At 73.5% G+C, this 17,719-nt stretch carries 13 protein-coding genes and 1 riboswitch; of the genes, 4 read left to right on the top strand and 9 right to left on the bottom strand.

Annotated features, from left to right (window positions below; translation table 11 throughout):
- Positions 1 to 24 precede the first annotated feature (24 nt).
- Positions 25 to 1,257: an acyltransferase domain-containing protein gene (locus tag KV205_RS16205; RefSeq protein WP_265865065.1), complete on the top strand. Its 1,233-nt coding sequence runs from the start codon at positions 25 to 27 to the stop codon at positions 1,255 to 1,257.
- A gap of 68 nt (positions 1,258 to 1,325) precedes the next feature.
- Here KV205_RS16205 and KV205_RS16200 read toward each other — a convergent pair whose 3' ends face one another.
- From KV205_RS16200 to KV205_RS16185, 4 genes are all read right to left on the bottom strand, one after another.
- On the bottom strand, positions 1,326 to 1,940 hold the full coding sequence (locus tag KV205_RS16200) for a DNA-binding response regulator (protein ID WP_265865064.1): 615 nt from the start codon (positions 1,938 to 1,940) through the stop codon (positions 1,326 to 1,328).
- A gap of 28 nt (positions 1,941 to 1,968) precedes the next feature.
- Entirely contained in the window at positions 1,969 to 3,426 is a 1,458-nt protein-coding gene (locus tag KV205_RS16195; protein ID WP_265865063.1) for a sensor histidine kinase, read from the bottom strand.
- 195 nt (positions 3,427 to 3,621) lie between these two features.
- Positions 3,622 to 5,937: a TOMM precursor leader peptide-binding protein gene (locus KV205_RS16190; RefSeq protein ID WP_265865062.1), complete on the bottom strand. Its 2,316-nt coding sequence runs from the start codon at positions 5,935 to 5,937 to the stop codon at positions 3,622 to 3,624.
- The gene (locus tag KV205_RS16185; RefSeq protein ID WP_265865061.1) at positions 5,934 to 6,113 is read right to left on the bottom strand and encodes a hypothetical protein; all 180 of its coding nucleotides are present in this window, start codon (positions 6,111 to 6,113) and stop codon (positions 5,934 to 5,936) included. The genes KV205_RS16190 and KV205_RS16185 overlap by 4 nt, the downstream gene beginning before the upstream one ends.
- A 307-nt stretch (positions 6,114 to 6,420) precedes the next feature.
- Between KV205_RS16185 and KV205_RS16180 the strand changes: the two genes are divergently transcribed.
- Both KV205_RS16180 and KV205_RS16175 read left to right on the top strand, forming a co-directional pair.
- Entirely contained in the window at positions 6,421 to 7,227 is an 807-nt protein-coding gene (locus KV205_RS16180; protein WP_265865060.1) for an AfsR/SARP family transcriptional regulator, read from the top strand.
- Positions 7,228 to 7,308: 81 nt separating this feature from the next.
- The gene (locus tag KV205_RS16175; RefSeq protein WP_265865059.1) at positions 7,309 to 8,934 is read left to right on the top strand and encodes an acyl-CoA carboxylase subunit beta; all 1,626 of its coding nucleotides are present in this window, start codon (positions 7,309 to 7,311) and stop codon (positions 8,932 to 8,934) included.
- 18 nt (positions 8,935 to 8,952) lie between these two features.
- Here the strand turns inward: KV205_RS16175 and KV205_RS16170 are convergent, their stop codons facing one another.
- Together KV205_RS16170 and KV205_RS16165 are read right to left on the bottom strand one after the other, a co-directional pair.
- Positions 8,953 to 9,591 (bottom strand): hypothetical protein, encoded by a 639-nt coding sequence (locus KV205_RS16170; RefSeq protein WP_265865058.1) that lies wholly within the window; start codon positions 9,589 to 9,591, stop codon positions 8,953 to 8,955.
- A gap of 108 nt (positions 9,592 to 9,699) precedes the next feature.
- A complete protein-coding gene (locus KV205_RS16165; RefSeq protein WP_265865057.1) occupies positions 9,700 to 11,694 on the bottom strand; it encodes an RICIN domain-containing protein in 1,995 nt (664 codons plus the stop codon).
- Between the two features lie 389 nt (positions 11,695 to 12,083).
- Positions 12,084 to 12,306, top strand: a riboswitch (cobalamin riboswitch).
- Between the two features lie 167 nt (positions 12,307 to 12,473).
- Between KV205_RS16165 and metE the strand changes: the two genes are divergently transcribed.
- A complete protein-coding gene (gene metE, locus KV205_RS16160; protein WP_265865056.1) occupies positions 12,474 to 14,792 on the top strand; it encodes a 5-methyltetrahydropteroyltriglutamate--homocysteine S-methyltransferase in 2,319 nt (772 codons plus the stop codon).
- Positions 14,793 to 14,862: 70 nt separating this feature from the next.
- On the opposite strand, the gene fabV is transcribed toward metE, so the two are convergent.
- From fabV to hisC, 3 genes are read right to left on the bottom strand one after another with little or no spacing between them, the layout of a single operon-like run.
- The gene (fabV, locus tag KV205_RS16155) at positions 14,863 to 16,071 is read right to left on the bottom strand and encodes an enoyl-[acyl-carrier-protein] reductase FabV (protein WP_265865055.1); all 1,209 of its coding nucleotides are present in this window, start codon (positions 16,069 to 16,071) and stop codon (positions 14,863 to 14,865) included.
- Positions 16,068 to 16,589: a flavin reductase family protein gene (locus KV205_RS16150; RefSeq protein WP_265865054.1), complete on the bottom strand. Its 522-nt coding sequence runs from the start codon at positions 16,587 to 16,589 to the stop codon at positions 16,068 to 16,070. The genes fabV and KV205_RS16150 overlap by 4 nt, the downstream gene beginning before the upstream one ends.
- Positions 16,586 to 17,707, bottom strand: a complete 1,122-nt coding sequence (gene hisC / locus KV205_RS16145) for a histidinol-phosphate transaminase (protein ID WP_274710481.1) — start codon at positions 17,705 to 17,707, stop codon at positions 16,586 to 16,588. Before hisC ends, KV205_RS16150 begins: the two co-directional genes overlap by 4 nt.
- Between the last annotated feature and the right edge of the window lie 12 nt (positions 17,708 to 17,719).

The following is a 17,719-nucleotide window of genomic DNA, read 5'->3' as shown; positions in this document are numbered from 1 at the left end:
GGAGGGACGACAGAGGGGGAAGGCATGAGCGGCAAGGCACCGGGCGGGCCCGACGAGCGGGAGTTCGCGAGCTGGCTCGCCGGGCGGGTGGCGCGGTACGCGGGGCGGGAGGTCGGCGACGACGAGGACCTGTCCGCCTGGGGGATCGACTCGGTGTCCGTGCTCAGCCTGTGCGGGGACATCGAGGAGCAGTTCGGCCCGCTGTTCGACTTCGCGGACCTGTGGGCCCATCCGACGGTGCGCGATCTCGCCCGCCATCTGGCGATGCGGTACGGGATGCGCCGGAACTCGGGCCTGGTGCGGGCGGCGTTCGTGTTCACCGGGCAGGGCGCCCAGCATCCCGGGATGACCTCCGGGATGCACCGCGAACTCACCGCGTACCGGCGCCATCTCGGCGCGGCGGACGAGGCGATCGCCCCGTATCTGGGCCGTTCGGTCGCCGAGCTGATCCTCGGCGGGGACGACCGGGTGCACCAGACGGCGCTGACCCAGCCGGCGCTCTTCGCGGTCGGCTACGCGCTGGCGATGACGGTGATGGAGGAGGGCGTGCGTCCGGTGGCCGTGCTCGGCCACGGCACCGGCGAGCTCGTGGCGGCGGTGGTGGCCGGGGCGCTGTCGCTCGACGACGCGACCCGGCTGGTGTGCGCCCGTGGCGCCTTCATGCAGTATCTGCCGTCCGGCGGTGGGATGATGGCGACCTGCGCCAGCCCCTTCGAGGCGGCCGACGCGGCGGCGGGCGAGCCGCAGGTGACGATCGGCGCGGTCAACGCGGCGCGCGCCACGGTGCTCTCGGGCCCGGTGGAGGGCCTGGAACGGGTCCGCGAACGCCTTGCGGAGATCGGCATCGCCAGCACCTTCCTCCAGGTGCGGCACGCCTTCCAGTCGCCGCTGATGGAGCCGATGGCGCCGCGCTTCGAGGCCGCGGCCCGGCATGTGCCGGGCGGGCGGCCGGAACTGCCGTACTACTCCACGGTGTACGGCCGCGAGTACGACGAGCCGCTGACGACGGCGTACTGGACGGCGCAGCTCACCACGCCGGTGCGGTTCGCCGACGCGGCCCGCCGGATGCTCGCCCGGGAGGCCCCCAGCCATGTGGTGGAGATCGGGCCCCGGGCTGTGCTCACTCCGTTCCTGCGCCGGATGGCGGGGGCGCGGGGGCCGGTCTGTCTGACGGCATGTCGCGGCCCGGAGAGCGACGCGGTGCATCTGGCGGGCGTGCTGTCGAAGCTGGACGCGGGGCCGCTGGCGGAGCGCTGAACTCCGCCGCGCGGTCCGGCGGGCCGGTCGGTCCGGTCGGTCCGGGCCGATCTGTCCGGAAGGGCCGGTTACGGGATCCAGCCCGCCTCCTCCGCGATGCGGATGGCGTCGATGCGGTTACGCGCGTTGAGCTTGTCGACGATGGCGGTGAGGTAGTTGCGTACGGTGCCCTGGGTGAGGAAGAGGTGGTCGGCGATCTCCGCGGCGTCGGCGCCGCGCGCCGCGAGCCGCAGCACCTGGGTCTCGCGCGGGGAGAGCGGGTTGTCGGGCGCCTCCCAGGCGCTGAGGGCGAGTTCGGGGTCGATCACCCGCTGCCCGGCGGCGACCGAGCGCACCGCCTGGGCGAGCCGGTTCGGCGGGGAGTCCTTCAGGAGGAAGCCGGAGACCCGCGCCGCCATCGCCCGCCGCAGGGTCCCGGGTCTGCCGAGGCTCGTGAGGATGAGGGTGCGGCAGTCCGGCAGCCGGTCGTGCAGCTCCGCGGCCGCGGTGAGCCCGTCGACCCCCGGCAGGTCGATGTCGATGACGGCGACGTCCGGGCGGGCCTCCAGGGCGGACGTCACGATGAGGTCCCCCCGGGGGACCGACGCGACGACCTGGAGGTCCGGCTCGAGTTCCAGCAGCGCCACCAGCGCGCCCCGGACCATGTGCACGTCCTCGGCGAGCAGGATCTTGATCGTCAGCATGTGCTCCCCCGATGTGTCCTGTGTGCGCTCAGACGGCTCGTCTGCCCGCGTCTCCGCGTCTGCCCGATGTTCCGGGTGCGCTCACCTCTCCAGCACCATCCGCACCTCCACCACCGTCCGTGTCCTCACTGCCGCCCGAGTCACCTCGTACGCCCGCGTCTCCCCGTACGCCCGCATCGCCTCGTACGCCCGCATCGCCTCGTACGCCCGCATCGCCCCGTACCGGCGGATCCGCGTGCTCCGCGCTCTCCGCGGCGGCCAGGCAGGCTTCCAGGCGGCCGCGCGGCAGCCTCGGTTCCGCGTCCTCGCCCTTGGGCGGCCGCAGCGGGGCGACGGCCGTCAGGCGGAAGCGGTTCCCGGCCTCGGTCCCGGCCCGCATCTCGCCGCCGATCGCGGCGAGCCGGGTGCGCAGGTTGCCCAGACCGCTGCCGCGGTCCGGGGCGTCGGGCCGGTCCTGCGCGACGACGCCGTCGTTGACCAGGTCCAGTCGCACCGACTCTCCTTCGACCCGCACCGTGACGGTGCACGACTGCACCTTGCTGTGCCTGAGCATATTGGTGACGCCCTCGCGCAGGGCGGTCGCGAGCACGGTGTCCACCAAGGGGTGGAGCCGGCCGCAGTCGATGTCGAGTTCGGTCTCGACGTCGGCCGCCGCCATCACCTCGGCCACCGACTCGGCCTCCGCCGAGAGCGACATGTCGCGGTAGCCGCTGGCCACGAGCCGGACGTCGGCGAGCGCCTGCCGGGCGACGCCGAGCACCGAGGCGACCTCCTCGCGGGCCCGCTCGGGGTTGACCGGGGTGAGCCGGTGGATCAGCTCGCACTTGAGGGTGATGGCGGAGAGGCTGTAGCCGAGCAGGTCGTGCAGGTCCCGGGCGAACCGCAGCCGTTCCTGGGTGACCGCCATCCGGGCCATCTCGGCGCGGGCGTCGTGGACTTCGCGCACGAGGTCGGTCAGCCGGGTGAACCCGTAGATGACGAGCCCGGTCAGCGCGGTGGAGACGGCGTAGTAACCCGTCTCCAGGGTCGAGATCCCCTCGCTGCCCACCGACCAGCCGAGGATGGCCAGGGTGACCACGCCGTAGCAGGTCCAGGCCCAGCGGCCGGGAAGCATCAGAAGAATCGATCCGGCCAGTGGTCCCGCCATGCTTCCCCAGGCGATGCCCAGCCACACCATGGGCCCGAAGGTGAGGCCCGCCTGGGTGACGAGGATGGCCGCCCGGCGCCGGCCGGACCACCGGCGGGCGGCCGGCGACGCCTGCGCGATCTGCAGGGTGTACAGCGCGCCCACGACGAGGGTGCACAGCACCTGCCCGAGCCGGCTCGACACCGCGTTCTGCACGTTGAGCAGGGTGACGGCGCCGTACCCCGCGAAGACCACGGTGCTGATGCCCCGGGCGAACCGCGGCGCAAGGATGCCCCGGCCGCCCCGGCCGCCCCGGCCGTCGTCCGGTGCGGCGGACGCGGCGGCGGACCTGGCGGCCATGGCGGGCGGGGTCCGTGACCCGGTGCCCGGTAACGCCCCCTCCCTGTGCTCCTCGATGTGGATGAGGTCGTGTTCCGAGGCCCGGAAACGGCCCGCCATGTGTCGACTCCTCGCAATGGATGTCGGGAGTGTGCGCGGACCGAACTATAATCCGACACCCGGCGGATCCGGGACCAGTCCACCATCACCCGTGAACTACAAGGCCAGCGGTTCGGAGTTGAGCTCCTCGTAGGGCGTGGGACGGACCCGTTCCCCGAGCCGGACCGGCACGTCGTAGAGCCGGCCCGGCGCGAACCGCGCGTAGAAGTGACGGAGTCCCGGTACCAGTGTCTTCACGACCGGAATGCCGACGTCCGGCCGGGTCTGGTCGAGGACGAGCCACTCCAGGCCGTGCGCGGCGACGAGGGCGCGGACCGTCTCGACGTCGTCGAGCAGATCGGGCGTACGGGCATATGCCGGCCAGGCGGCGGGGGTACGGGCCGACTGGCCCGGATCGGGCAGCAGATACGGCCGTTCCGGGGACCGGGGCGCGGCGGCCGCGGCGGCGGGCGGCAGTGTCTGGACCATCTCGGTGAGCGCCCGGCGCAGCGCGAGCCGGGGATCGAAGTGGGCCCCGAACCCGTAGACCAGGTCGGGTGGTTCGGCTCCCGCGCGCCGGGAGACCGCCACCATGACCGGGATCCCGAGGTCGGAGGTGAGGTCGAGGGCCCAGACCTGCCGGCCCGCCCGGCCGAGCGCCGCGCGCAGCCGCGCGAGCCACGGTTCGTCGAAGGCGTCGAGGTCGATGCCCGGCCGGCGCAGCCGGTTGTACCACCACAGCGACACCGCGTCCCGCTCGGCGAGTTCGAGGAAGCCCTGCACCAGGGCGTCCTCGGTGCTGCTGCCCGCCGCGTTGCCGTTGGAGTCGGCCCACTGCCCGTCCGGCGCGCCGCCGGGGGTGCAGTCGAAGTACAGCGTGGAGGTGGGAAGGAAGCGCTGGACACCGGCGGTGAGCGACCAGACCGGGGTCCACTGGGTGGGCCGGTGCGGGTCGAAGGGCGCGCAGACCTGGTGGAAGGGGGTGTGCGCGGCGTTCCAGCGGTCCCGGTCGGCGTACTGCCGTTCGTGGAAGAGCTGGTACGTGTGGGGGTGGACGGCGCTCGCGCCGAGCCCGGCGAGCGTGTCGGTGATCGTGGCCTCGTCGCCCTGCCGGGTGCCGCAGTAACGTTCCACCGCCTCGCCGAGCGCACTGGCCCGGGCCTCGGCCGCCGTCGTGCCCTTGCCCGAGCTGCGTGCCCGCAGCACCTTGCGCAGGCTCGCCGGGGAGTGGCCGCGCAGGGCCAGGTTGTGTCCGGAGTCGTAGGCGTGCAGGCCCTCGGGAAGCCCGGCCATGGGCCGGATCTCCGGGACGATGCCGGTGACGGGGCCGATGAGATGCCCGTACCGGTCGAGGAGCTGCTCGGCGGAGAGCGCCCGGTCGTTGCTGCCGGAGCCCTCGGCCTTGGGCCGCGACACCGGCACCACCGGCCGCCGGGCCCGGTCGGCGACCAGGGCGGGGTCCCCGCAGGCCGGACACTGCGGGCGGCGCCGTACCGGGTGGTGGGTGGTACGCAGGGTGAGGCCGTCCAGGACGCACACCGCGCGCTGCTCGGCGGTGCGCAGCCCTGCCAGCCACTTGGCCGCCTCCAGGACGGCGCTGTGCAGCCCCACGGCCCGTACGGCGGGCAGCGAGGAGGCCGGCCGCATGCCCGGCCGGTCGAGACCGAGGGCCTGGCGTACGGAGAGCTCGCCGCGGTGGTGCTCGCGCAGCCGGTGCGTGAGACAGCTCCAGCAGGCACCTTCGGAGGCGCCGCTCGCGCCGTCGTCGGAGCCGCTGCCGGAGCCGCCATCGAAGCCGCCGCCGGAGCCGCCGTCCGGTTCGAAGACCGGGCCGGTCCAGGGCTCGGCGGCGAAGGGGCTGGCGAGCAGCCACGGGCGCCGGGCGGCCCGCAACCGCTCGGCCGTCTCCCGCAGTCCGGGCATCAGATAGTCCTCGCACAGCACGAGGGCGAAGTCGGCGTCGGCGTCCGCGCCGACCGGGGTGAGGCCGGAAGCCCGGCAGGCCGCCCGGGCGGCCGCCTCGTCCACCGCGCCGACCCCGATCACCGACACGAGCCGGCCGCGCACCGCGCGGTCGGCGGCCGCGCCGTCGAGACCGGCCCGGTCCCAGTACGCCTCCGCCGCCGAGCGCTCGGCCGAGACGGACGGGCCCGGGCCGCCGTGGCGGTAGCCCACGAGATTGGCCTCGGCCAGCTGCCGCATCACCCCGCCCGCCACGTCGGCCGGCATCGTCGCCGCGGCCTCCGCGAGCACCTCGGACAGCGTGTGCCGGCCGTCGAGCAGGCCGAGGAGGGTCTCCGCACCGGCACCGCGCACGGCCGTCATGTCCTGGTCGGACCACACGAACACCGCCTCCCCCGGGACCGACACGGCCCGCACATGGCGCTTGAACGCCACGAACGGGCCGCGGGCCGGGCTCTGCGCCTCGGTCACGCACCCACCCGGGCGTCGAACGTGCTGGCGATGCAGAAGCACCAGGCCGCGCCCGCGGCGTCGGTACGGGTGAGGCTCTCGACCGATATACCGGCCGGCGTGCCGGCGGCCGGCCCGGCCTCGGCGGTGAGCGCGTCCGACGGGAGAAGGCGAAGGATGTCCTCGGTGATGTTCATGACGTGTGCCCCCAGGAATGACCGAAGTGGGCGGGCGGACCTGCCAGTTGCGAAGACGCAGCACGTCACCCGCTCGGAACCGTCCGCGCCGAGGAACCGGATCCGGACTCGGCGTCTGGCCAGAAGTCTGCTTCCGGAACAGGAACCTCCGGCAGTGCAGCACTCATCGGCGCGACATGACATTTTCATGCCGGGGGTCGTGCTCCGCTCACTGGGCCGCGAGCGGGGCAGGTGCGAATCTCGAGTGCCGGACTCCGAACGGGCCGTCACGGGGACGCCGACGGCCGTGGCCCAAGGGGGACAAAGCATGGACATCCAGATCCTGGGGGCGCTCGCCGCGCAGGAACGCGGTGTGTCGGTCGTACCCAGCGCCGCCAAGCCCCGCCAGCTCCTCGCGCTGCTCGCCCTGCACGCCGACCGGGTGGTGTCGGTGCCGACGCTGATGGAGGAGATCTGGGGCGAGTGCATCCCGCGCAGCGCCTCCACCACGCTCCAGACGTACATCCTCCAGCTGCGCCGCCGGCTCACCGCCGCGCTCGACGGCGACCCGCGGCGCGATGCCAAGGACATCCTGGTCACCCGGTTCGGCGGCTATCTGCTCCAGGTGGAGCCCGGCCGGGTGGACGCCCACGAGTTCGACCGGCTCGCCGCGGCCGGCGCCACCGCCTTCGAGGTCGGCGACCACCGCGCCGCCTCCGACCTGCTGCGCCGGGCCCTCGGCCTGTGGCAGGGCCCGGCCCTGGTCGACGTACCGGCCGGATCGGTGCTCGAACTGGAGGTGCTGCGCCTCAACGAACAGCGCACCACGACGCTCGAACGCCGCATCGAGTCGGACCTGCGGCTCGGCCGGCACGCCGAGGTGGTCCCCGAACTGCGCGTCCTCGCCGCCCGCCACCCGCTCCACGAGGGCTTCTGCGCCCAGCTGATGCGCGCCCTGCACCGGACCGGCGGCAGCTGGCGGGCCCTGGAGGCCTACCAGCGGCTGCGCGGCTCGCTCGTCCGCGAGCTGGGGCTCGAACCGTCGGCGGCGCTGCAGGACCTGCACCGGGCGGTGCTCTCCGGGGACCCGGACCACGCGCTGCGGGCGACGGCGACGGCGGAGCGGGCCCGGTAGGACCGTAGGACGGTCGAGCTGTCGAGCGGTCCTCCAGAGGAGGTGCCGGAGGCTTCGAGTACGGCGCTCTACGGTGCCGCAATGACGACCTTCGACGAACTGCTCGCCGACAGTCCGACCCCCCTCGCCTCCCCCACCCCGGCCCCCGCTCCCGAGCCCGATCTGCGGCGCTCCACCGACGAGTTGCAACGCCTCAAGGAGGAGCTCAGCCGCGGCCCCGACCCGGAGGCCACCCGGCGCCAGCACGCCAAGGGCAAGCTCACCGCACCCGAGCGGCTGGAACTCCTCTTCGACGAGGGCACGTTCACCGAGATCGAGCCGCTCCGCCGGCACCGCGCCTCGGGCTTCGGCCTGGAGGCGCGCAAGCCGCACGGCGACGGCGTGGTGACCGGCTGGGGCCTGGTGCACGGGCGCACGGTCTTCGCGTACGCCCATGACTTCCGGGTCTTCGGCGGCGCACTGGGCGAGGCCCACGCGGAGAAGATCCACAAGGTGATGGACCTGGCGGAGGCGGCGGGCGCGCCGGTCGTGGGCCTGAGCGACGGCGCGGGCGCGCGGATCCAGGAGGGCGTGACGGCGCTCGCCGGGTACGGCGGCATCTTCCGCCGCAACACCCGGGCCTCCGGGGTGATCCCGCAGATCAGCGTGATCCTGGGGCCGTGCGCGGGCGGCGCGGCCTACTCCCCCGCGCTGACCGACTTCGTGTTCATGGTGCGGGGCACCTCGCAGATGTTCATCACCGGCCCGGACGTGGTGCAGGCGGTGACCGGCGAGCAGATCAGCCATGACGGGCTCGGCGGCGCCGATGTGCACGCCGGGGTGTCGGGGGTGTCGGGCTTCGTCTACGACGACGAGGCGGAGTGCCTGGCGGACGTCCGCCATCTGCTGTCCCTGCTCCCGCAGAACAACCGCGAACTCCCCCCGGTGGTCCGCACCGACGACCCGCCGGACCGGCCCACGGACGCGTTGACCTCGCTGGTCCCGGCCGGCCCCCAGCAGGCGTACGACATGCGTGCGGTGATCGAGGAGATCGTCGACGACGGGGACTACTTCGAGGTCCACGAGGCCTGGGCGCGGAACGTGGTGTGCGCGCTCGCCCGCCTGGACGGGCACGTGGTGGGCATCGTGGCGAACCAGCCCACCGCCCTCGCCGGCGTCCTCGACATCCACGGCTCGGAGAAGGCCGCCCGCTTCGTGCAGTTCTGCGACGCCTTCAACATCCCGCTGGTCACCCTGGTCGACGTGCCGGGCTTCCTGCCGGGCGTCGACCAGGAGCACAGCGGCATCATCCGGCACGGCGCCAAACTCCTCTACGCCTACTGCAACGCGACGGTCCCGCGCATCTCCCTGGTGCTCCGCAAGGCCTACGGCGGCGCCTACATCGTCATGGACTCCCGCTCCATCGGCGCCGACCTCTCCTTCGCCTGGCCGACCAACGAGATCGCGGTGATGGGCGCGGAGGGCGCGGCGAACGTCGTCTTCCGCCGCGAGATCGCCGCCTCCCCGGACCCGGACGCGACCCGCGCCCGCCTCATCAAGGAGTACAAGTCCGAGCTGATGCACCCCTACTACGCCGCCGAGCGCGGCCTGGTCGACGATGTCATCGCCCCGGCCGACACCCGGCGCACCCTGACCCGCGCCCTGGCGATGCTCCGCCAGAAGCACGCAGCGCTCCCGGAACGCAAGCACGGCAATCCGCCGATGTGAGGGGGCCGGGTCCCGTCCTCAGCGCCTGCGGACGCGGGCGCGCCGGACGAGCATGCCGGCCGTTGCGCCGGCGAGCACGATCGCGGCCAGGCCGGCCAGGGTCCAGCCGACCGCGCGGGCGGCTCCGTGGCCGGCCGGGCTCGGGGAGGGCGAGGCGGAGGACGGAGCCGGGGCGGGCGGCGCCGGGGCGGACGGGGTCGTGGAGGGCGGCGCGGGCGTGGTGGGGGTCGGGGTCGGACGGGGGGCGGGGGGCGAGGGGTCGATCACCGGGACCGAGATCTGCGCCTCCGCGTGGCCGAGGGACGGGAAGCCCACGTCGACGGTGACCTTCCAGGTGCCGGGGGCGAGGACTTCGGCGGTGCTCCAGCCGGTGCGCGTGCCGGGGTCGCGGACGAGCGGCCACGGGCCCAGGGAGCGGGATCCGTCGGGGCTGGTGGCGTTCACCGTGGCGGCGACGGTCTCGTCGACGGCGTCGCCGTCGTTCTCCCAGGTGATCTCGGTCGTGACATGACCGTCCCGCTGGCCGGTCACCACCACCTTGACGGTGTCGCCGTGGGCCCGGGCGGTGGTCGGTGCGGCGAGGGCCAGGACCAGGGCGAGGATTCCGGTCAGGAGGCCGAGGCCCGGGCCGGCCCGGAAGGCGTGGGGTGTACGCATCGTTGCGGTGCTCCTGGTGCGTGGGTACATCGTGAGGTGCGGGGCGAGGGCGCCGGTGGACGGCCATGGGGGGCCCGTCCACCGGCGCCGCGGGTGGAACGGCCTGGGTCAGGAGACCTTCTGGGCCGTCCACGCCTGGGTCGCACCGCCGTTGGTGCGCTGCAGGTCGAGCAGCCAGCTGCCGTAGTACGGGCGGTTGCTCACCGTCAGGGCGTAGCCGCCGCTCGGGTCGGTCACGGTGAGCGCGCCGTCACGGCCGGCGGACAGCTTCCACTTCTGCGTGGCGGCGCCACCGCACGCCTGCTGGGCGATCCACATGCCCGCGGCGGGGGCCCCGCCCGTCTGCAGGCACTTGCCGGAGACGGCGGAGCGGATCCGGACGAGTCCGCCGCCGGCGTCGTCGAACAGCCACTGCTGCTGGGCGTAGCCGTTGGCCCGCGCTCCGACGAGCACCGTGCCGTCGGCGGAGCGTCCGCCCCAGACCTCGGCGGCCATGCCGGTGCCCGCGTTGCCGAGGGTGTAGCGGGTGCCGGGGGTGGTCGTGCCGCCGCCCGCGCCGGCCGTACGGAAGGAGGTCGTCCGTCCGGCCCCGCTGTCCCGGTCGTTGCGGTCGCGGACCGAGACGGCGACCTGGTACTCGGTGCCGGGCCTGAGGTTGTAGATGCGCAGCGACTGCGCCTGCGACTGGACCCAGGTCAGGTGCCTGCCGTCGAGCAGGACCTGGTACCAGGCGGCGCCGTCGACCCGGGGCCAGCTCACGACGGCGGCCGTGGACTGGATCTGACTGACCGTCGCCGTCGGCCCGCCGGTGGGCGGCCTGGTCGGTGTGGGGGTCGGGGTGGGCGTCGGGGTGCGGGTGGGCGTCGGGGTGGGGTTCGGGTCGGGGGTGGTGCCGCCGCCGTCGGAGCGCATCAGGAACTGGTTGTCGGCGATGTTCCAGTGCGTGGCCAGATAGCTGCCGGCCTTGGGGTTGGTGTGGAAGTAGTCGTCGTGGTTGCAGTCCAGGATGTTCTCGGCCGCCTGGTTGGTGCACACGTACCGCATCTGCGGGTAGTACGGGGTGTCCGAGTAGCACATGACGTCGTACTCGTCCGTGCAGTGGGCGCCGCGGCTGGTGTTGGGTGCGCTGTTGTTGACGGCCCCGAGGTTGTGCCCGAGTTCGTGCGCCGCGGTGTGACCGCCCCAGCAGCCGGAGTCGGTGCGCCCGTAGGAGGGGCCGAAGTTGCTCTGGTTGTTCTGGCTCGGGCGTTCGTCACCGGCGAAGGTGCCGATGCCGCAGTAGACGTTGGTGTCCGCGAAGATCATGTACTTGCGGTCGCGCCGGTTCAGGCCCTTGGCGGCGAGCGCGTTGTTCGTCGCGCTGAACTCCGAGAGCGCGGACGCCGGAAGCTCGATGTCGAGCACGGTCGGCGTGCAGTCGGCCGCGGTCACATAGCGGATGTGCCGTACGCCGCCGGTCTCCCGGGCGCTCGTGGAGTAGATGAGGTCGGCGTCGGCCGCCCACTTGCGGAACGAGGCGAGGTACTCGCCGTACCGGTCCCGGCCGGAGCCGTGCACGTACACGACCTGCACGCGGTTGCCGGTGCTGCCGTCGCCGTCGCACTGGACGGTCTGCCCCGCGGGCCCGGCGGCGACTGCCTGGCCACCGGAGGGGGCGGCGGCCGGCTTCGTGGCCGCGGCGGCACCGGACGTGGCCCGGTCGGCGTCGGCGGCGGGCGCGTCCTGCGGGCGCGCGGCGGCCGCGGGAGTCCTGGTGGTGACGGCGGGCGGCACGTTCGCCTTGATGTCCACGCCCTTGGGCGGGGCGTCGGGCCCGTGGGTGCACAGTCCGGCGTCGGTGCGGTAGACGCCGGTGCAACGGTCGCCCTTGGCGGCCGCCTTGAGCCCGTCGTAGATCATGCCGCGCCGGGTGTCGTTGGCGGGCTTGCCGACGATGGGCTCCGGTTCCTCGTCCCTGGCCGGGACGGCGGCGGGCGCGAGGGGGGCCGCCGCGGGTATCCGCGCCTGTGCGGGCACCCCGGCGCCGGTGTCACCCCCGATACCGGCGTAGGCGACCCCGCCCGCGATCACCGCCGCCGACGCCACGGCGACGGTGGCGAGCATCAGCCCCCTGCTCTTGCGTCTGTGTTCACGCTTCCTGCGATGTCTAGTCATGCGCACCTCAAATCCTTGGTCGGAGGAGTGGGTGCGCGGAAGCCTGCCAGACGGGTGCGGTGGAGAATTCGGGCAAAGGGGAATGGGCGCCGAGATATCTGACCGTTACCTCGGCGTTCGATCTGATGAACAATCAACTTCCTTAAAAACAAGGCGAGTTGAGGATTCACGGGCGAAAGGTCCAGGCCTTTTCGGGAATCTCGTTACCGAATCGAGATAGACCGGCCACGCTTATTGACGGTAATTCAGTATGGGATTCACCTAATTACTACCTCGCGAATTCCCCTCGTCACCCAACGCGTACGCCCGACCGGCCACCGGACGCGGCCGCGCTGCCGTATGGTGGCCGTGCAGCTGGTTCGCCCCGTCCGCCAGGCGGGAGGCGTCGTAAGAGGGAACCCGGTGGGAATCCGGGACTGCCCCGCAGCGGTGAGCGGGAACGACCGCCGTCACACAGCACTGGGCCCGACGCAAGGGCCTGGGAAGCGACGGCCAGTAGGAGTCTCGTACGACGAGACGTGCCCGCGAGTCCGAAGACCTGCCCGTTGCCCGCACGCGGACGATTCCGCGCGCGGACATCCCGGTGACCTCGAGGGCGGGTCGGCGATACAGATCAGGCGAACGACCGTGCCGTTGCGGCGCGTTCCCGTCCCGCCCGGTCGGTCACCCCTTCGCGCTCTCGTCCCGTCCCCGGGATCTCAGGGATTCGTCTCGCGAAGGAGATCTCCGTGACCACCACGTCCGCAGCCGCGGCAGCACGGGCCACCGTGTACGGCTACCCCCGCCAGGGACAGGGCCGGGAACTCAAGAAGGCGATCGAGGGGTACTGGAAGGGCCGCGTCACCGCCGGCGCCCTCCACGCCACCGCCGCCGAACTGCGCCGCACCGTCTGGCAGCAGCTCGCCCAAGCCGGTCTCCACGAGGTCCCGACCGGCGACTTCTCGCTCTACGACCATGTCCTCGACACCACCGTCATGGTCGGCGCCGTTCCCGAGCGGCACCGTGCCGCCGCCGAAGCCGACGCCCTCGACGGGTACTTCGCGATGGCACGCGGCACCCAGGACGTCGCGCCGCTGGAGATGACCAAGTGGTTCGACACCAACTACCACTATCTGGTGCCGGAACTCGGCCCGGACACCGTCTTCACGGCCGACTCGCGCAAGCAGGTCGCGGAACTCGCCGAAGCCCTCGCGCTCGGGCTCACCGCACGGCCGGTCCTCGTCGGGCCGGTGACCTATCTGCTGCTCGCCAAGCCGGCACCGGGCGCCCCGGCAGGCTTCGACCCGCTGACGCTCCTCGACCGGCTGCTTCCCGTGTACGCCGAAGTCCTCGCCGATCTCCGGGCGGCGGGCGCCCGGTGGGTCCAGCTCGACGAACCGGCGCTCGTCCAGGACCGCACCTCCGCCGAACTCGACGCGGCCCGGCGCGCCTACCGGGAGCTCGGCGGCCTCGCCGACCGGCCGAAGCTGCTCGTCGCCTCCTACTTCGACCGCCTCGGCGAGGCCCTGCCCGTCCTCGCCAAGGCCCCGGTCGACGGCCTCGCGCTCGACTTCACCGGACCCGCCGTCGCCAACCTGGACGCGCTCGCCGGTGTCGGCGGCCTGCCCGGCAAGCGCCTGGTCGCCGGCGTGGTCGACGGGCGCAACATCTGGGTCAACGACCTGGAGAGGTCCCTCGCCACGCTCGGCACCCTGCTCGGCCTCGCCGACCGGGTGGACGTCTCCGCCTCCTGCTCGCTGCTCCATGTGCCGCTCGACGCGTCCGCCGAACAGGACGTCGACCCGCAGATCGCGCGCTGGCTGTCCTTCGCCCGGCAGAAGACGGCCGAACTCGCCGCCCTGGCCCGGGGATTGTCGAAGGGCACCGGCGCGATCGCCGGGGAACTCGCCGCCAACCGCGCCGCCCTCGCCTCCCGGGCCGGCTCCCCCCTCACCCATGACCCGGCGGTCCGGTCCCGTACCGCCGCCGTGACCGGCGCCGACGCCCGCCGCTCCCTGCCCTACCCGGAGCGGGCCGCCGCCCAGCGCGCCCGCCTCGGCCTGCCGCCGCTGCCGACCACGACCATCGGCTCCTTCCCGCAGACCGCCGAACTGCGCGCCGCCCGCGCCGATCTGCGCGCCGGGCGGATCGGCGCCGACGGCTACGAGGACCACATCAGGGCGGAGATCCAGGAGGTGATCGCCCTCCAGGAGAAGACCGGCCTCGACGTCCTGGTGCACGGAGAGCCCGAACGCAACGACATGGTCCAGTACTTCGCCGAGCAGCTGAACGGCTACCTGGCCACCCGGCACGGCTGGGTCCAGTCGTACGGCACCCGCTACGTCCGCCCGCCGATCCTCGCCGGCGACATCGCGCGGCCCGCACCGATGAGCGTGCGCTGGACGACGTACGCCCAGTCCCTCACCGCCAAGCCGGTCAAGGGCATGCTCACCGGTCCCGTCACCATGCTCGCCTGGTCGTTCGTCCGCGACGACCAGCCGCTCGCCGACACCGCCCGGCAGCTCGCCCTCGCCCTGCGCGACGAGGTGACCGACCTGGAGGCCGCCGGGACGGCCGTGATCCAGGTCGACGAGCCCGCGCTGCGCGAGACGCTGCCGCTGCGCGCCGCCGACCAGGGCGCCTATCTGGCCTGGGCGACCGAGGCGTTCCGGCTGACCACGAGCGGGGTGCGGCCGGACACCCAGATCCACACCCACATGTGCTACGCCGAGTTCGGCGACATCGTGCAGGCCATCGACGACCTCGACGCCGATGTCATCAGCCTGGAGGCGGCCCGCTCCCACATGCAGGTCGCCCGGGAGCTCGCCGCCCACGGCTACCCGCGCGAGGCAGGACCCGGCGTCTGGGACATCCACGCACCGCGCGTGCCCTCCGTCGCGGAGGCGACGGAGCTGCTGCGCAGGGGACTTGAGGCCATTCCCGCCGACCGGCTCTGGGTCAACCCCGACTGCGGTCTGAAGACCCGCGGCCGGCCGGAGACCCGCGCCTCCCTGGAGCACCTGGTCGCGGCCGCCCGTACCGTACGGGAGGAGCTCGACGGCTCCTGACGCCGACGCGAAACGCCGCCGCCGTGGGGACCGGATGCGGTCCCCACGGCGGCGGCGCCGGGCCGGGTCGTCAGAGAGCGGGCCAGGCGACGTCCGTCTCGACCGGGGCGGCGTAGTCGACGCCGGGCACGCTGAAGCCGTACAGCCGGCGGACGCTGTCACGGAACCAGTCCAGGTCGGCGAGGTCCGCGATGGTCTCGTTGGTGGCGGACCGCCAGCGGTCGCCGACGGCGTCCTGCACGTCGCCCGTGAGCTCCCAGGTGTCGAGCCGCACCCGCCCCTCGTCGTCCGTCACGAGCGGGCTCCGGCCGGTGAGCTGGTCCCACAGCTCCGCCAGCTGGTCGACCGGGGACACCATGCCGTCCGCGAGGACGCCCCGCAGCAGGCCGGTGTACAGGGCGATGCCCGGAATGGCGGTCGACGACTGCGTGACGGCGGCGCCGTTGACCGAGGTCACCGCGCGCCCCCCGCAGAGCTCGCGCAGCCGCGCGTCGAGCGTCCGGGCGGTCTGCTCCAGATGGGCCTTGGCGGCGCCGATCGTGCCCTGCCGGTAGATGTCGGCCGTCAGCGGAGAGCCGATGTACGACAGGGCCGCCGTGCTGAAACCGTCGGCGAGCAGCCGCCGGCCGGCCAGGTGGGACACCCACCGCTCCCAGTCGGTGCCGCCCATCACGGCGACCGTCTGCGCGATCTCGTCCTCGTCGGCGGGCTCGGTCGCCACCTCCCGCACGTCCGGCTGCCCGTCCTCGTCGAAGACGAGGGTCTTGGTACGGGCCGTGCCGCCGATCGGCTTGAGGGCCGAGGCGTAGGTGACGCCCGTCTCGGGGTCGGTGCGGCGCGGGGCCGCCACCGAGTAGATCAGGTGGTCGAGCCGGCCGAAACGCTTCTCGATCAGGTCGGCGACCTGGTCCTTCATGTCGTCGGAGAACGCGTCGCCGTTGAGGAAGTACATCTCGCGCCCGGCCTCCCGGGCCAGTTCGGCGGTGGCCGCGGTGCGGTACCAGCCCGCGGTGCCGGTCCGGCGCGCGGTCGGCGCCTTCTCGAAGGAGACGCCGATGCCGCGGATGCCCGCGCGGGCGAGCCCGGCGACCGCGGCGGCCAGGCCGTAGCCGGAGGAGGAGCCGATGACCAGGGCCACGGGCGCGTCCTCGCCGAGGTCCTCGGCGGGCCGGGCGGCGGCCGAGCGCCACATGTCGTTCACCAGGCGGGTGCAACCGGCGGGGTGCGCGTCCAGAAAGAGGAAGCCGCGGTTGCGCGGGGTGATGACGCGTTCGCTCATGAAATAGTCCTTGACGTGACAGCGGGCATGATCTTGGAGCCGGGTCCGAGCGTACCGAAGGCACGATCGACGTAGATCAGAGGCGCTTCCCGGAAGCTCCGCCGGGCGCCCGTCACCGCACCGAGCAGCAGGACGTGGTCGCCGCCCCGGACCGTCCCCGCGATGTCGCAGGTGACCCAGCCGAGGCAGCCGGCGAGCCGCGGCAGCCCGTTGTCGGCGTGCCAGTCCGCGCCGGCGAAGCGGTCCACGTCACGCCGGGCGAAGCGGCCGGCCAGCTCCTCCTGGGAGGCGGCGAGCACGTTCACGCCGAACCGTCCGGACCGGATGATCCTGGGCAGCAGGGTGGAGGTCTCGCTCAGCGCGACGGTGACCATCGGGGGGTCGAGGGAGAGGGAGGCGAACGCGGTGACCGTGGTGCCGTGCGGCACGCCCTGGTCGAAGGCGGTCACGACGGTCACCGGGCCGCTCACGCCGGCCATGACGTCCTTGAACCGGGTCTCCGCCACGGTGGCGGTCATGCGGTGCTCCCCTGCTTCCCGGTGTGCCCGGCCGCCGCGTGCCCGGTGCGGAAGCGCGACGCACAGCCCAGGAACGCGTCGTTGGCGGCGGCCTCCCCGATGGTGACCCGTACGCCCTCGCCCGGGAACGCCATGACGGACACGCCCGCCGCGGCGCAGGCGTCGGCGAACTCCTCGGTACGGGCGCCGAGTCGGAGCCACACGAAGTTCGCCCGCGTCTCGGCGACGGTCAAGCCCCGGGCCGTCAGCTCCGCGACGACCCGGGCGCGCTCGGCCGTCAGCGCGGCGACGCGTTCGCGCATCGCGGACTCGGCCCGCAGCGAGGCGACGGCGGCGTCCTGGGCGAGCTGGCTCACGCCGAAGGGGACCGCGGCCTTGCGCAGGGCCGCGGCCACCGGCTCGTGCGCGACGGCGTACCCGACCCGTACCCCCGCGAGGCCGTGCGCCTTCGAGAAGGTGCGCAGGACGCAGACGTTGGGGCGGTCCCGGTAGAGCTCCACGCCGTCCGGGTGGTCCGGGTCGTCGGCGAACTCGATGTACGCCTCGTCCAGGACCACCAGGACGTCCGCCGGCACCCGGTCCAGGAAGGTCTCCAGGGCGGCGCGGCCGACGACGGTGCCGGTCGGGTTGTTGGGGTTGCAGACGATGATCAGCCGGGTCCGCCCGGTCACGGCCCGGGCCATGGCCTCGAGGTCGTGCCGTTCGTCGCCGGTCAGCGGCACCTGGACCGGTACGGCGCCGGCCAGCCGGGTCATCACCGGGTACGCCTCGAAGGAGCGCCAGGCGAAGAGGACCTCGTCGCCCGGTCCTGTGGTGATCTGCAGCAGCTGCTGGGTGAGGCCGACCGAGCCGTTGCCCACCGCGAGGTGCGCGGCGGGGACGTCGAGCCGTGTGGCGAGTTCGGCGGTCAGCTCGCGGCAGCCCCAGTCGGGGTAGCGGTGGGCGTCGGCCGCGGTGGCCGCGAGCCGCTCCAGGACGCCGGGCAGCGGCGGGTAGGGGCTCTCGTTGGCGGCCAGCCGGTGGACCGGTGCCTCGCCGGCGGGGACGCGGGCCGGCGTGTAGCCGGGAACGGCGTCGAGGGCCGGGCGCAGTCGGGGCCTGGTGGTGCTCGGCATCATGCCTCTTCCTTG

The organism is Streptomyces sp. SKN60 (assembly GCF_026236535.1).
Lineage (GTDB): Bacteria > Actinomycetota > Actinomycetes > Streptomycetales > Streptomycetaceae > Streptomyces.
Note: the sequence above shows the minus strand (reverse complement) of the source record. Positions and strands in the feature narration are given on the sequence as shown.

What these genes read in the sequence shown, in the direction of transcription:
- KV205_RS16200 (WP_265865064.1), bottom strand. Translation starts at nt 1,940, where the DNA reads ATGCTGACGATCAAGATCCTGCTCGCCGAGGACGTGCACATGGTCCGG.
- KV205_RS16180 (WP_265865060.1), top strand. Translation starts at nt 6,421, where the DNA reads ATGGACATCCAGATCCTGGGGGCGCTCGCCGCGCAGGAACGCGGTGTG.
- KV205_RS16175 (WP_265865059.1), top strand. Translation starts at nt 7,309, where the DNA reads ATGACGACCTTCGACGAACTGCTCGCCGACAGTCCGACCCCCCTCGCC.
- KV205_RS16195 (WP_265865063.1), bottom strand. Translation starts at nt 3,426, where the DNA reads ATGGCCGCCAGGTCCGCCGCCGCGTCCGCCGCACCGGACGACGGCCGG.
- KV205_RS16170 (WP_265865058.1), bottom strand. Translation starts at nt 9,591, where the DNA reads ATGCGTACACCCCACGCCTTCCGGGCCGGCCCGGGCCTCGGCCTCCTG.
- KV205_RS16150 (WP_265865054.1), bottom strand. Translation starts at nt 16,589, where the DNA reads ATGACCGCCACCGTGGCGGAGACCCGGTTCAAGGACGTCATGGCCGGC.
- KV205_RS16185 (WP_265865061.1), bottom strand. Translation starts at nt 6,113, where the DNA reads ATGAACATCACCGAGGACATCCTTCGCCTTCTCCCGTCGGACGCGCTC.
- hisC (WP_274710481.1), bottom strand. Translation starts at nt 17,707, where the DNA reads ATGATGCCGAGCACCACCAGGCCCCGACTGCGCCCGGCCCTCGACGCC.
- KV205_RS16205 (WP_265865065.1), top strand. Translation starts at nt 25, where the DNA reads ATGAGCGGCAAGGCACCGGGCGGGCCCGACGAGCGGGAGTTCGCGAGC.
- KV205_RS16165 (WP_265865057.1), bottom strand. Translation starts at nt 11,694, where the DNA reads ATGCTCGCCACCGTCGCCGTGGCGTCGGCGGCGGTGATCGCGGGCGGG.
- fabV (WP_265865055.1), bottom strand. Translation starts at nt 16,071, where the DNA reads ATGAGCGAACGCGTCATCACCCCGCGCAACCGCGGCTTCCTCTTTCTG.